Raw genomic sequence first — 13,239 nt, forward strand, 5'->3', positions numbered from 1 at the left:
CTGAACCGACCTGGTGGGCTTGCCAGCAAGCCGAGTCTCGGCCCGGCGGTCCACGCTCTTTCTTTTGCGTCGTTCATGGAAAAACCGGAGCTCCCTTTCGGGACGCTCCGGTTGAATGTTTTTAAATTAGTACGCGCAACCGTTTCAGGATTGCGGCTCGGCGCGAGATGCCGCCGCTGCTGGTGTATGCACTTGAGGCATAGCCACCATCGCCGCCACCGATTCGGCGATGCCTGTCAGCGAGGGATTGCTCAAGCCTGCGTCTTTCATGATGGCATCGACAATTGGTTTTGCAACCTGGTACTGGAGGGCTGAATTGACCACCTGTTCAGGGAGAGTTCCCCCCTGGCCGCCGGAACTGTTACCCGATGTTCCCGCGCTGCCGCCGGAACCGTTGCCCGTCGGCATGCCATTGACCTGAAACAGCCGGATGGATTCAATTTTCTCCAGCGGTTTGACGGACTGCTGAATGATCAGCGGCAGTGACTGGATCAATTGCATCCGCACCGCCAGGTCAATCTGCGCTGCACCAAGGCGATTTTTTGCCTCGTTGATGGCGGCGATACCTTCAGCTTCAGCCAGCGCTGCCGCCTTTTTTGCATCCGCTTCAACTCGTAAAGCGAGTGCGCGGTTTTCTGCGGCTTCGCGTTCCGCTTCAGCAGCCACGGTGATGGATATCGCTTGTTGCTGAGCCTCACGCGTTGCATCAATCAGTTGAATCGATTTGCCACGTTCCGCAATGGCGACTTCCCGGGCGGTGTTCACGAGCTCTTCCGACTTGACCGCTTCGGCGCGGGCGGTATTGGCCGCCGCATCGGCTTGCGACTGTTCTTGAGATTTTTGAGCGATGGCGATGGCTGCGACCTGATTCGCGATTTCAATCGACTGGCGTTGCTCCGCCTGCTTGACCTTGGTTTCGCGGTCAGCCTCGATCTGCTTTTTCTGGACAGAAAGATTCTTGTCGATTTCTGCGTTATTGACCGTCCGATCTGCTTCGATGCGGCGTTCCTTGACAAGGCGGTCTGCGTTGATGCGCACTTCTTCGGCTTCGCGCTGGCGCTCTGCTTCGATTTTTGCGATGGTGGCAGTCTGGTCGGCCTTCGCGTTGGAAATCTCTTGCTGTTGGGTCAAGGTCGCGAATTCCTGCTCTTTGGAGATGGTCAGCTTCAGGCGCTCGGCTTCGAGATTTTTGGTGCGGACCTGGACCTCGGTGTCCTGCTCGATATCGTTGCGTTGTTTGCGGCGGCTTTCAGTTTCTTCGGTCAGCCGGGTCAAGCCTTCGGCATCAAAGGCATTGCTGGGATTGAAAAACTCTTTGGCAGTCTGATCCATGCTCGTGAGCGAGACCGATTCCAGCTCCAGACCGTTTTTCTCAAGATCTTCCGCCACGGCGTTTTGTACGGCCTGGACAAATTCCCGGCGCTTGTCCTGCAACTCGCGCATCGACATGGTCGCCGCGGTAGCGCGCAAGGCGTCGACGAATTTGTCTTCCACCAGAACCTTGAGAGCCGCCGGCTCCATGGTTTTGCGCCCCAGGGTCTGGGCCGCCGTGCTGACAGATTCCGCGGTCTGCTTGACACGCACGAAGAAGGCCGCGGCCACATCCACACGCATGCGGTCCAGCGCGATCAGGCTCTGCTCTTCGCGTCGCGAGACTTCGAGCTTGAGCGTGTTCATGTTCACGGGAATGGTTTCATGGAAGATTGGCAGCACGATGGCGCCTCCGTCCATGATTACTTTTTGGCCGCCGAGGCCGGTGCGCACAAAAGCGGTTTCCTTGGTGGCGCGGTGGTAAAGCCGCGCGAAGATGATACCGATCAGCAGCAATGAGAAAAATACCAGCGCTGCGGGAACCGCTATGTTGATAAGCATGTCAATCACGATCTACTTCCTCCGGTTGTTGTTTTTGGCCGGCCACCAGGGCCGGGTTTGTCATTCGATGCCAGTTCTTTGACTGGTTTCACAAAAGCTCAGGATGCGGGTTGCGTATGCAATTGAAGCGGGCACCGGTTTTGCGCACCAGCACGATGGCCGTCCCTTCGTCCAGCGTCTGATCCGCGATATCAGGCTCAACCATCACGTAGTGCGCCCGGCCATTGGCATCGCGAACTTTAGCCTCGGCGGCTACGCCTGCACGCGCATGGCCACTGATGATGACGCCGGCTCGGCCTATCAAGGTCTGTTCGCTGACAGCACTGGTTTCATCGCCCGGAACAATCTTGGCCAGCAGTCCGCCCACGCCGTTGACCGTCGAGATGCCTGCCAGGAAAGCCGGTATGCAAGCCAGCCACGCAGGAAGCAGCGAACCGGCCAAGCCGTGGGCGACCGACTGGATCACGTAGCCCGAGACGGTGAAGCCCGCCAGAAACAGTATCAGCAGCACAAGCAAAGGCACCTTGCCGACATGCAACCAGCCCAGCGCGCCTTCAACGCCGTCCGGCACATCAGGCAGCAGGCTTTCGAGGATGTGCGAGGGACTGTGCGCCAGCATCAGCCCAGCCCCCTCCACAATGCTTAAGCCGACCATCACGGCCAGCGCGGCACCGAAGGGCCAGGTTTCCGGTGCGGTGAAGATAATCATCGCGGCGGCCTCAATGGCTCGCCTTGAGCTGGGCCAGGCGCTCGTTGATCTTGTTGTCCCGCACCAGCTGGTTCAGTTCGTTGAGTTTGGCGGCCTGCTCCAGCCCACCGCTGCCTGCGCCGTTCAAGCCGGTCTGGCGCCGGAAGGTACGGTCAAACGCCGACTGGGCGGAGTTCATTCTGGCCTCGGCAGTGGCGGCGGGGTTCTTGCGCAGATTGCTGGTTTCGGTGAGGCGGCGTGATGCCTCGAAGTCCTGGATGGTTTTCTCCATCTCGCGTTTTTTGCCCATCAGCGCGTCGACGAAACCGGACAGCTCCTTGTCCTGCTGGCTCATTTCGCTGAGGCTGGTTTCCAGAATTGGTAATTGGGCTTCGATGTCGAGTTGGCGGGCTATCGCCTGTTTGGCCAAGTCTTCCCGATTTTCGGCAATCGCGGTAGTCACAGAGACCGACAAGGCATCGTGCTCCTTGTTGAGTTGCAGATGCTGCTGCTGGGCAAGATGCCGGTTGGCAACGATGCGCCCGAGTTCGGCCCTGACCTCGTCGGTTACCTGCTCGACTTCGCGCACTGACTGCTCGAGCAATGCGACGGGCGCTGCATCTTCTATCTTGTCGAGCAGTGCATGCGCGCCGCCCGCGATCACACGGGTAACCCGGGTACGTAAGTTATCGGCCATAAAAACCTCCCTTTTTAGCGTGGTGACGAAATCAGTTGCGCCAACTCGAGCACCCGAGTTGAATTATCAAGGATGACTTTTTCATCATAAGCGGCGGCGCGTGTAGTGATTGCTTGCCTCAGCAGCGTTTCCGTCAGCTGCATGGTGCGTTTGACCAGGACAGCTTCCAGCTCCCGGGCACTGTTGGGGGACGACGCCTGGCTGGCATGCAGCATGGCAATCAACGCAGGAAGATGCTCCATGAACGCCGCAAGCACCTCGGAGTGCTGGCCAGTTTTGCGTTCGAGCTGGGCGATCTGTTCGCGCGTATTGCGGCCCAGGTCGCGGTACATGGACAAGGCATCGATATAGTCGGTGTCGCCATCGTGCATGCGCTTGAGGTGAAGCACGGCCACGCGGAGCTTGTCGCTCAGGGTTGTGGCGTCTTCCAGCGGAAGGGTTGACAGCCACTCATAAAGATCGTCGGGCAGACGGGCGGAAATAGGTACCATGTCGACAAGTGTATTCAAATGAATACGTTTGTCAACGGCCAAATGGATTGCCTGATTTCAGAGGTCTGTGCGCAACTTCCATATCTCCGGAAACAACACCACATCCAGCATCTTGCGCAAATAGCTGACGCCCCCTGTGCCCCCGGTGCCGCGCTTGAAGCCAATCACGCGTTCCACCGTGGTCACATGGCGGAAGCGCCAGAGGCGGAAGGCGTCTTCGAGGTCGGTGAGTTCTTCGCCGAGCTGGTACAGGTCCCAGTACTGTTTGGGGTCGCGGTAAACCACCAGCCAGGCCTGCTCCACCGCGTCGCTTTCCACATAGCCCTGGGTCCAGTCACGCTGCGTGTGGCTGGATGGAACGGGCAGGCCGCGGCGCGCCAGCAGGCGCAGGGCTTCGTCGTAGAGAGAGGGGGCTTCGAATGCGGCCTGGACCTGGGCCAGCAGATCGGGGCGATGTGCATGGGGCTTGAGCATGGCGGCGTTTTTGTTGCCGAGCGCGAATTCGATGCAGCGGTATTGCGCACTTTGAAAGCCGCTGGAGTTGGACAGGTAGGGCCGTATCGCACTGTACTCGGGTGGCGTCATGGTGGCCAATACATCCCAGGCGTGCACCAGCTGTTCCATGATCTTGCTGACGCGGGCCAGCATCTTGAAAGCGGCGCCCAGCTCGTCTCTGGCCACATTGGCAATCGCTGCGCGCAGCTCGTGCAGCATCAGCTTCATCCAGAGCTCGCTGGTCTGGTGCTGCACGATGAACAGCAGCTCATCGTGAGCGGGAGAAAGCGGTTTCTGCGCGCCGAGGATCGCGTCGAGCTGCAGGTAGTCGCCGTAACTCATGTCGCGGCTGAAGTCGAGTTGGGCTTTTTCGTCGATGACGATTTTTTCGGGGGTGGTCATGATCAGGTCACCGCATGTTTCTGGTTGAATTCAGGGCGTTTCCACTCGGCGGTCTCCAGCACCTGCTTCAGGTGCTCGACTGCATGCCAGACGTCCTCGAAGCCGATGTACAGCGGGGTGAAGCCGAAGCGAAGGATGTCTGGACTTCCCGTTTGCCATGAGCTTGTCGAAGGAGCTTGTCCTGAGCCTGTCGAAGGGTCACCCGCACGAAAGTCACCAATCACGCCACGTGCAATCAGCGCCTGCACGATGGCGTAAGCACCCTCCCTGCGCGTGAGGCAGACCTGCGAGCCGCGTTGCGCGTGCTCGCGCGGTGTGGCCAGGCCCAGACCGTGGCCGGCACAGCGTTCTTCCACCAGGGTGATGAACAGGTCCGTCAGCGCCAGCGATTTGCTGCGCAGCGCGGCCATGCCGCCCAAGGCTGCGGCGGCGCCGAAAACGTCCAGCCCGCATTCGAGGGCGGCCAGGCTCAGCATGGGCTGGGTGCCGCACAGGTAACGCGTGATGCCGGGTGCGGGGCTGTAGCCGGGTGTGAACTCGAACGGTGCGGCGTGTCCCCACCAGCCAGACAACGGTTGCCGGAAACGATCTGTATGCCTGGGATGCACCCAGACAAACGCCGGCGCACCGGGCCCGCCGTTGAGGTACTTGTAGCCGCAGCCGACGGCAAAGTCGGCGTTGGCACCCTGCAGGTCCACCGGCACGGCGCCCGCGCTGTGCGCCAGGTCCCACACCGCCAGAGCACCCGCCGCATGGGCTGCCTGCGTGAGTGCTGCCATGTCGTGCATGGCGCCGGTGCGGTAGTTCACGTGCGTCAGCATCAGCACGGCGGTGTTTTGCGTCAAAGCAGCGTTGATTTCACCGGGCTCGACCAGCTGCAGCCGGTAGCCGCGCTCACGGCACAGGCTTTCGGCAATGTACAGGTCGGTCGGAAAGTTGCTGCGTTCGCTGACGATGGTTTTCCTTGACGGAGCGTCATCGGCGGTCATGTTGAGGGCAGCACTGAGGACCTTGTAGAGGTTGACGGAGGTGCTGTCGGTGGCCACCACTTCGCCGGGGCCGGCGCCTATCAGCGGCGCAATCTTGTTGCCCAGGCGCTGCGGCATGTGGAACCAGCCGGCGCTGTTCCAGGAGCGGATCAGGTCCTGGCCCCATTCGCGGGTAATGACATCGGCGATACGTGCCGCCGCGCTCTTGGGCAGCACGCCCAGGGAATTTCCGTCCAGGTAAATCACGCCTTCAGGCAGCACAAATTGGTCGCGCAGCGGGCGCAGGGAGTCGCCGGCGTCGATTGCGCGGCAGTCGGTCAGTGTGGTCATGGTTTTCCGGTGCCGTTCCCGGGCAGTTCGCGCAGCACGGCGCGAACCGGCGAGGCGTCGGCTTTTGTCAGTTTGAGGGGCAAGGCAATCAGTTCGTAGTCGCCTTCCGGGACGTCGTCGAGCACCAGGTTCTCCAGCACGCGCAGATCGTGATTCAGCAGCAGGTGGTGGCTGGGCAGGTCCTGGCTGGTCGCAGGGTCCACACTGGGCGTGTCGATGCCGACAAGCGCTATGCTTTTGCTAGCTAACAGCGCAAGCGTGGCAGGGGCTATGGCCGTAAATGATGCCCAGGACTGGCTGGCCGCCGCTGAGGTGCGCAGCAGCACTCGGGGCGGCAGGTTGTCCAGTGCATGGGCGATGTGCTGCGGCTCCACGAGCGGGCCGCAGTCCAGGCAATGGATGACGCGGCAGGGCCCGAGGTAGGGCAGCAGGTCGACGGCGCCAATCGCCGGCTGGCCATTGGCGTAGTGCATGGGGGCGTCGGCATGCGCGCCGGTGTGCGGCGAGAAAGTGAGGGTGTTGACGTTGACCGGGCAGCCGGGTTCCAGCGCAAAGTGCAGCTTCTGCGAGTAGGCTGCGTCGCCCGGAAACACGGCGGCGCGCTCGTCCACGGCGGGCGAAATGTCCCATAGTTTCGGAGGCCTGACTGCACCATGGGCCGTGCGGGAAGGAGGGGCGCTGGAGGTCATGGCGCAAAGGTAGCACCGCTGTAAAACCCGTGGTGTCGGTTATTTCCAACAAGTTTTCAAAATAGTTGAAACCTAAAGTAGTTGGGGCGCAGCGCCTGCGTGGCGCCAGCGCGGCCGATGCAGCTCGGGCACAATCCGCAGAGGGCGGCGCCATGCGCTGGCGAGCCGCCATTTCATTCACATCAAGAGACAAGGCATACCATGACATCGAACGGCAAGGTCGCGCTGGTTACCGGCGCAGGTTCCGGCATAGGCAAGGCAGTGGCACTGGCGCTGCTGCGCGAGGGTTATCGCGTGGCACTGGTCGGACGGCGCGCTGACGCCCTGAACGACGTGGTCAAGGAGTCGGGCAGCCAGGACGCGCTGGCCGTGCCCTGCGACGTCAGCCAGCCCGAGGCGGTGCGTGCTGCTTTCGACAAGGTGCTGGCCACGTTCGGGCGTCTGGACCTGCTGTTCAACAACGCCGGCGTGGGCGCGCCGGCCGTGCCGATGGAAGAGCTGACTTTCGAGCAGTGGCAAAACGTGGTCAACATCAACCTGACCGGCTCCTTCCTCTGCGCGCAGCAGGCGATCAGATTGATGAAGGCGCAGTCGCCGCAGGGCGGACGCATCATCAACAACGGCTCCATTTCGGCGCACGCACCGCGCCCCAATTCGGCGCCCTACACCGCGACCAAACACGCAATCACCGGTCTGACCAAGTCCATCTCGCTGGACTGCCGAAAATACGACATCGCCTGTGGCCAGATCGACATCGGCAACGCACACACCGAGCTCGCTGCGCGCATGGCCAAAGGCGTGCCGCAGGCCAATGGCGAGATTGCGATCGAGCCGCTGATGGATGTGAATCATGTGGCCGATGCTGTGGTGCACATGGCCGCCTTGCCGCTGTCCACCAACGTCCAGTTCATGACCATCATGGCGACGAAGATGCCGTTTGTGGGCCGGGGCTGATCCGCTTCAGTACAGCTGGTTGCGTGCAAGCGCAGCCAGCGCGGCCTGCAGGTTGTTTCTTGCGCTGGCCTCGTAACGCTCATAAAACCAGGAGGTGCTGTAAATGCGCGGGCGGTCGATGAAAGACTGCAGCACGGCGCTGCGACCCTTCACGTAACGCGACCAGCGCACCCAGCGGTACTCGCTGCGCACATCGCGCTCGAACTGCCGGTACACGGCCTCGTTCTGGCCGAGGATCGCCAGGTCGATGTCGACCACCCATTGCGCGTCAACGCTGTGCGGCACGGCCTGGTGCCGGGTATCGAGGACATGGCTGCTGACGGCTTCGCACATGGTTTCGTCGAAACCCATTTCCTGCATGAAGCGGGTAGCCCACAAGGCGCTTTTTTCTTCATTGCGCGGCAGCCACGGCCAATAAATCGCATCGTGAAACCAGAGCGCCAGCTCCACCGCGTGGGGGTCGGCCAGTTCGTTGTGAACCTGCGAAAAATGCCGCAGGCAGGCTCGCAGGTGAGGGGTGTTGTGGTAACGGCGCGGCCAGCGTGCCCAGCTGCGCAGCAGGCGCCGACCTTCAAGGTCCCACGTTGGCCCGACACGGCCGAGGCTGGTTCCGAGTTCCGACCAGCGCAACAGCAATTCGTCGCGGTGCGCCGGCACAAACCACATGGTCGGGCCGGTCAGGCCACCTTGCCCAGCAGCAGAAACTCCATCAGGGCCTTCTGCACATGCAAGCGGTTCTCCGCCTCGTCCCAGACCACTGACTGCGGGCCGTCGATCACCTCGGCTTCGACCTCTTCGCCGCGGTGTGCCGGCAGGCAGTGCATGAACAGCGCATCGGGTCTGGCCGCCTTCATCATGTCCGAGTCCACGCACCAGTCTGCGAAGGCCTTCTTGCGCTCTTCGTTCTCGGCTTCGTAGCCCATGCTGGTCCAGACATCGGTGGTCACCAGGTCAGCGCCGGCGCAGGCCTGCATCGGGTCCTTGAAGACCTTGTAGCTGTCGGCCGACCGGATGCCGGCCACCGACTGGTCAACTTCGTAGCCGGTCGGTGTGCTCAGGTGCACCTTGAAGCCCAGGATTTCGCTGGCCTGCAGCCAGGTGTTGGCCATGTTGTTGCCGTCGCCAACCCACGCGACTGTCTTGCCCTTGATGCTGCCGCGGTGCTCGATGTAGGTGAAGATATCGGCCAGAATCTGGCAGGGGTGGAACTCGTTGGTCAGGCCGTTGATCACCGGCACACGCGAGTGCTCGGCGAACAGCTCGATCTTGGTCTGCTCGTAAGTGCGGATCATCACGAGGTCCACCATGCGGCTGATCACCTTGGCGCTGTCCTCGATCGGCTCGGCGCGGCCCAGCTGGCTGTCGCCGGTGGTCAGATGCACCACGCTGCCGCCCATCTGGTACATGCCGGCTTCAAAACTCACACGGGTGCGCGTCGAGGCTTTCTCGAAAATCATGGCCAGCGTGCGGTCCACCAGCGGCTGGTGCTTCTCGTAGGCCTTGAATTTTTTCTTGATGAGGGCTGCGCGTTCAAAAATATAGGCATATTCAGCGGCATTGAAATCGCTGAATTGCAGGTAATGGCGGATCGCCGCGTTGACCGGGGTGCTCATGGTTTTTCCCCCAGCAACTGCTTGATCAGCGGGCACAAAATGGCCACGATTTCATCGGCCTCAGCCTGCGTGATGATCAAGGGCGGCACCAGGCGGATCACGCTGTCAGCCGTCACGCTGAGCAGCAGCCCGTTGTCGGCGGCGCGCTTGAGCAGCTCACCGCAGGGTTTGGCCAGGTCGATGCCCAGCATCAGGCCCAGGCCGCGAATTTCCTTGACGGCGCCCGATTTCAGCTCGGCAGCCAGCTCGCGGCTGAGGGCAGACTTCAGGTGCGCGCCGACCTTGGCCGCATTGGCCAGCAGGCCGTCTTCTTCCATGATCCGGATGGTTTCCACCCCGGCGCGCATGGCCAGCGGGTTGCCGCCAAAAGTGGTGCCGTGGTTGCCGGGGCCAAAGATGTGGGCGGCTTTCGGGCCGGCCACTACCGCACCAATCGGTACGCCCGAGCCCAGGCCCTTGGCCAGCGGCATCACGTCCGGCTTGATGCCGGCCCACTGGTGGGCAAACCATTTGCCGGTGCGGCCCATGCCGCACTGCACTTCATCGATCATGAGCAGCCAGTCGCGTTCGTCGCACAGGGCGCGCACCTGGCGCAGGTAGTCGGCGTCCATCGGGTTGATGCCGCCTTCGCCCTGGATGGCTTCAAAAAAGACAGCCACCACGTTCGGATTGTTGGCAGTAGCCGCTTCCAGCGCTGGCACGTCGTTGAGCGGCACCCGGATGAACCCTTCGACCAGCGGGCCGAAGCCGGCCTGCACCTTGGGGTTGCCGGTGGCGCTCAGGGTGGCAATGCTGCGGCCGTGGAAGGCTTTTTCGTACACCACGATTTCAGGGCGGTTGATGCCCTTGTCATGGCCGAACTTGCGCGCCAGCTTCAGTGCGGCTTCGTTGGCTTCCAGGCCGGTGGAGCAGAAAAACACGTTTTCCAGGCCCGACAGTTCCACCAGCTTGGCGGCCAACACTTCCTGGTTGGGCACATGGTAGTAGTTGGAGCTGTGGATGATCTTGGCAATCTGGTCCTGCAGGGCAGGCACCAGCCTGGGGTGGTTGTGGCCCAGGGTGTTGACCGCGATGCCGCCCAGGCCGTCGAGGTATTCCTTGCCGTTGACATCCCAGACGCGGCAACCCTGGCCATGTGACATCGCTATCGGCAGGCGGCCGTAGGTGTTCATCACGTGGGGGGAAGCGGCTTCGATGTGTTGGGGAAGGGCAGCGGTCATGGGGAAACTCCGGAAACAGGGCTAACGAAACAGGTGGTGGCCGGGCCGGGCCGCCAGGGCTGAACTGATTTTAGGCGCAGACCTTCCAGCCTTTCGTGAGGATGCTGCATCACAGCCATGCGCCTCGCCGGTGCCGGCCGGTCGAGCCTGAGTCTTATATAAGATAGAATCGTTGTGCGGTGCAGCAATGGGGCTTCATCCTTGTCCCGGGCACGCAAAAACCCTCCATCCGATGGTCTCCAACTCCGCCAAAGAAGTCTTCATTCAAGGCATCACCCGCGACGGCAAAACCTTTCGCCCCAGCGACTGGGCCGACCGGCTGTGCGGCGTGATGAGCCAGTTTCGTCCCGGCGGACCGCAGCCCGGAAGCCACCTGACCTATTCGCCCTGGTGCGTACCCACGGTGATCAATGGCGTCAAATGTGTGGTGGTCAACAGCGAACTGCGTGACGCCGAACCCATGGCCTGGGACTTTGCCATCAACTTTGCCAAAGATAACGATCTGCAAATCGCCGAAGCCTGCCTGATTCCGGATTCACTCAAGGGCTGACAGGACGGGACCAGGTGAAGCAAGAAACAAAAAAGCCGTCGAAAGACGGCTTTTTTGCTTTGCTGGCAGCGCACCCTGCAGAACGGCGGACTGTTGCCAGTCCGGGCGGGTTGCCTGATTGCTCAGGCGGTGGGTTTTACGCGGCGGGAGTGGCCAAGGCGAGTGCCTTGACCTTGGAGGACAGGCGGCTCTTGTCGCGAGCTGCCTTGTTCTTGTGGAAGATGCCCTTGTCGGCAATCGTGTCCACAATGCCCTGCGCCTTGGCGAAGAGTTCGGTGGCTTTGGTCTTGTCGCCGGCGGCGACAGCTTTTTCGACGTTTTTCACAGCGGTGCGGTATTTCGAGCGCAGCGAAGTGTTGGCGGCATTGAGTTTGGTGTCCTGGCGGACGCGTTTGCGGCCGGAGGCCAGGCGGGGGTTCTTTTTCTTGGGTTTGGCGGTAGCCATATAAGTGTTCCTTTAAATGAGGAAGGGTCTGCGGATGATGCTAGCAAAGCCTCTGATTATACCCCCACGGTCGCTCACTGCGTGTAGCTCCCTGCCCCCTTAGGGGGCCGCTGCGCCTGCGTGCCGGCAAAGCCGGACCCGCGGCCCCTACTGAAAGGGGACCGGCCCGTGTGTTGTGCGGGCTAAACTCACGAAGTGACTTTATTCAAATCCGCGTCCACCGTTTCCCTGTTCACGCTGGTATCCCGGATCACCGGCCTGGTGCGGGAACTGCTGGTGGCCTCGACGTTTGGCGCCAGCGCCATGACGGATGCCTTCAACGTCGCTTTCCGCATTCCCAACCTGTTCCGCCGCCTGTTTGCCGAGGGCGCATTCAGCCAGGCCTTTGTGCCGGTGCTGGCGGCCAGCAAGGCGCAAAACGGCGATGAAGCCACACACGTGCTGGTCAACCGGGTCGCCACCCTGCTGGCTTGGGCGCTGCTGCTGACCTGCGTGATCGGGGTGGCGGCCGCGCCGGTGCTGGTCTGGGTGATGGCCAGCGGCCTCAAGCAGGAGCCGCGTGGCTTCGAAGCGGCCGTTTTCATGACGCGTTGGATGTTCCCGTACATCGGTTTCATGTCGCTGGTGGCCCTGTCAGCCGGCATTTTGAACACCTGGAAACGTTTTGCCGTGCCCGCTGCCACGCCCGTGCTGCTGAACCTGTCCATGATTGGCGCCGCCTGGCTGGGCGCCCCGTGGTTCCAATCCAAGGGAATTGAGCCGATTTATGTCATGGGTGGCGGCGTGATGATTGGCGGTGCACTGCAGCTTGCGGTGCAGGTGCCGGCCCTGCTCAACATTGGCATGCTGCCGCGCATGGGCCTGGGCTGGACGGCTATCCGCATTGCCTGGACCGACCCGGGTACCCGCAACATCGGCAAGCTGATGCTGCCGGCCTTGCTGGGCGTCAGCGTGGCGCATGTCTCCACCATCATCAACACCCAGATTGCCTCGCACCTGACCCCTGGCAGCGTCAGCTGGCTGACCTATGCGGACCGCCTGATGGAGTTTCCCACCGCCATGCTGGGCGTGGCCATCGGGGTGGTGCTGATGCCGCAACTGGCCGCCGCCAAGGCCGCAGGCGACGGTGACGCCTATTCCGCCATGCTCGACTGGGGCCTGCGCATCGTCGTGCTGATGGCCGTGCCCAGCGCTGTGGCCCTGCTGACCTTTGCCCAGCCCCTGGTGGCCACGCTGTACCACTATGGCGCCTTCACCGACCGGGATGTGCAGCAGACCACCACCGCGCTGATGGGGTACGGTGCCGGGCTGGTGGGCCTGGTGGCCATCAAGGTGCTGGCGCCCGGTTTTTACGCGAGCCAGGACATCCGCACGCCCGTGAAAATTGCGCTGGTGGTGCTGGTGATCACGCAGCTGCTCAACCTGGCCTTTGTGCCGCTGCTGCAACACGCCGGGCTGGCCCTGGCCATTGGGATCGGAGCACTCATCAATGCGCTCTGGCTGCTGATCGGCCTGCGCCAGCGCGGCAGCTACAAGCCGGCGCCCGGCTGGGGCATGTTCTCACTGCAGGTGCTGGCTGCCACGGCGCTGCTCGCGGTCTTTTTGATGTGGGCCGCCCAGGCCGTCAGCTGGACCGGGTTGCGGGCCGAAGCCTTCAAGCGAATCGGGCTTCTGGCCCTTGTCCTGCTTGCGTCAGCTGCTATTTATTTCGGAGCGCTTTGGGCCACCGGCCTGAAACTGCGAAAATTGATGCGCCGCTGACACTTTTCCGGCGGGGTACTCGCTTCGTCCGGCGGTTTGTGAG

At 61.9% G+C, this 13,239-nt stretch carries 14 protein-coding genes; 3 read left to right on the forward strand and 11 right to left on the reverse strand.

The window, feature by feature from the left end; translation table 11 throughout:
* Nucleotides 1–144 precede the first annotated feature (144 nt).
* From WA904_RS14425 to kynB, 7 genes are all read right to left on the reverse strand, one after another.
* Nucleotides 145–1,872, reverse strand: a complete 1,728-nt coding sequence (locus WA904_RS14425; protein WP_425197845.1) for a flotillin family protein — start codon at nt 1,870–1,872, stop codon at nt 145–147.
* Between the two features lie 88 nt (nt 1,873–1,960).
* A complete protein-coding gene (locus WA904_RS14430; protein ID WP_425197816.1) occupies nt 1,961–2,581 on the reverse strand; it encodes a YqiJ family protein in 621 nt (206 codons plus the stop codon).
* Nucleotides 2,582–2,591: 10 nt separating this feature from the next.
* The gene (locus tag WA904_RS14435) at nt 2,592–3,257 is read right to left on the reverse strand and encodes a PspA/IM30 family protein (RefSeq protein ID WP_425197817.1); all 666 of its coding nucleotides are present in this window, start codon (nt 3,255–3,257) and stop codon (nt 2,592–2,594) included.
* A gap of 14 nt (nt 3,258–3,271) precedes the next feature.
* A complete protein-coding gene (locus tag WA904_RS14440) occupies nt 3,272–3,766 on the reverse strand; it encodes a hypothetical protein (protein ID WP_425197818.1) in 495 nt (164 codons plus the stop codon).
* 39 nt (nt 3,767–3,805) lie between these two features.
* Nucleotides 3,806–4,645 (reverse strand): tryptophan 2,3-dioxygenase, encoded by an 840-nt coding sequence (gene kynA / locus WA904_RS14445; protein WP_425197819.1) that lies wholly within the window; start codon nt 4,643–4,645, stop codon nt 3,806–3,808.
* A 2-nt stretch (nt 4,646–4,647) separates the two neighbouring features.
* On the reverse strand, nt 4,648–5,964 hold the full coding sequence (gene kynU / locus WA904_RS14450; protein ID WP_425197820.1) for a kynureninase: 1,317 nt from the start codon (nt 5,962–5,964) through the stop codon (nt 4,648–4,650).
* The gene (gene kynB / locus WA904_RS14455; protein ID WP_425197821.1) at nt 5,961–6,653 is read right to left on the reverse strand and encodes an arylformamidase; all 693 of its coding nucleotides are present in this window, start codon (nt 6,651–6,653) and stop codon (nt 5,961–5,963) included. Before kynB ends, kynU begins: the two co-directional genes overlap by 4 nt.
* A 201-nt stretch (nt 6,654–6,854) precedes the next feature.
* On the opposite strand from kynB, the gene WA904_RS14460 reads away from it, so the two are divergent.
* Nucleotides 6,855–7,607, forward strand: a complete 753-nt coding sequence (locus tag WA904_RS14460; protein WP_425197822.1) for an SDR family oxidoreductase — start codon at nt 6,855–6,857, stop codon at nt 7,605–7,607.
* 6 nt (nt 7,608–7,613) lie between these two features.
* Here the strand turns inward: WA904_RS14460 and WA904_RS14465 are convergent, their stop codons facing one another.
* The 3 genes from WA904_RS14465 to WA904_RS14475 are packed head-to-tail and all read right to left on the reverse strand — an operon-like array spanning nt 7,614 to nt 10,440.
* A complete protein-coding gene (locus WA904_RS14465) occupies nt 7,614–8,273 on the reverse strand; it encodes a hypothetical protein (RefSeq protein ID WP_425197823.1) in 660 nt (219 codons plus the stop codon).
* Nucleotides 8,274–8,284: 11 nt separating this feature from the next.
* Nucleotides 8,285–9,220: an ornithine carbamoyltransferase gene (argF, locus tag WA904_RS14470; RefSeq protein ID WP_425197824.1), complete on the reverse strand. Its 936-nt coding sequence runs from the start codon at nt 9,218–9,220 to the stop codon at nt 8,285–8,287.
* Entirely contained in the window at nt 9,217–10,440 is a 1,224-nt protein-coding gene (locus WA904_RS14475; RefSeq protein WP_425197825.1) for an aspartate aminotransferase family protein, read from the reverse strand. Before WA904_RS14475 ends, argF begins: the two co-directional genes overlap by 4 nt.
* A gap of 232 nt (nt 10,441–10,672) precedes the next feature.
* Here WA904_RS14475 and WA904_RS14480 point away from each other — a divergent pair, with 232 nt between their 5' ends.
* A complete protein-coding gene (locus WA904_RS14480; RefSeq protein ID WP_425197826.1) occupies nt 10,673–10,990 on the forward strand; it encodes a DUF3579 domain-containing protein in 318 nt (105 codons plus the stop codon).
* Nucleotides 10,991–11,126: 136 nt separating this feature from the next.
* Here the strand turns inward: WA904_RS14480 and rpsT are convergent, their stop codons facing one another.
* Nucleotides 11,127–11,435: a 30S ribosomal protein S20 gene (rpsT, locus tag WA904_RS14485; RefSeq protein ID WP_425197827.1), complete on the reverse strand. Its 309-nt coding sequence runs from the start codon at nt 11,433–11,435 to the stop codon at nt 11,127–11,129.
* Nucleotides 11,436–11,630: 195 nt separating this feature from the next.
* Between rpsT and murJ the strand changes: the two genes are divergently transcribed.
* Complete coding sequence (gene murJ / locus WA904_RS14490) at nt 11,631–13,196, forward strand: murein biosynthesis integral membrane protein MurJ (RefSeq protein ID WP_425197828.1); 1,566 nt, start codon at nt 11,631–11,633, stop codon at nt 13,194–13,196.
* Nucleotides 13,197–13,239: the final 43 nt, after the last annotated feature.

Source organism: Polaromonas sp. (assembly GCF_049790275.1).
Taxonomy (GTDB): Bacteria; Pseudomonadota; Gammaproteobacteria; order Burkholderiales; family Burkholderiaceae_C; genus Polaromonas.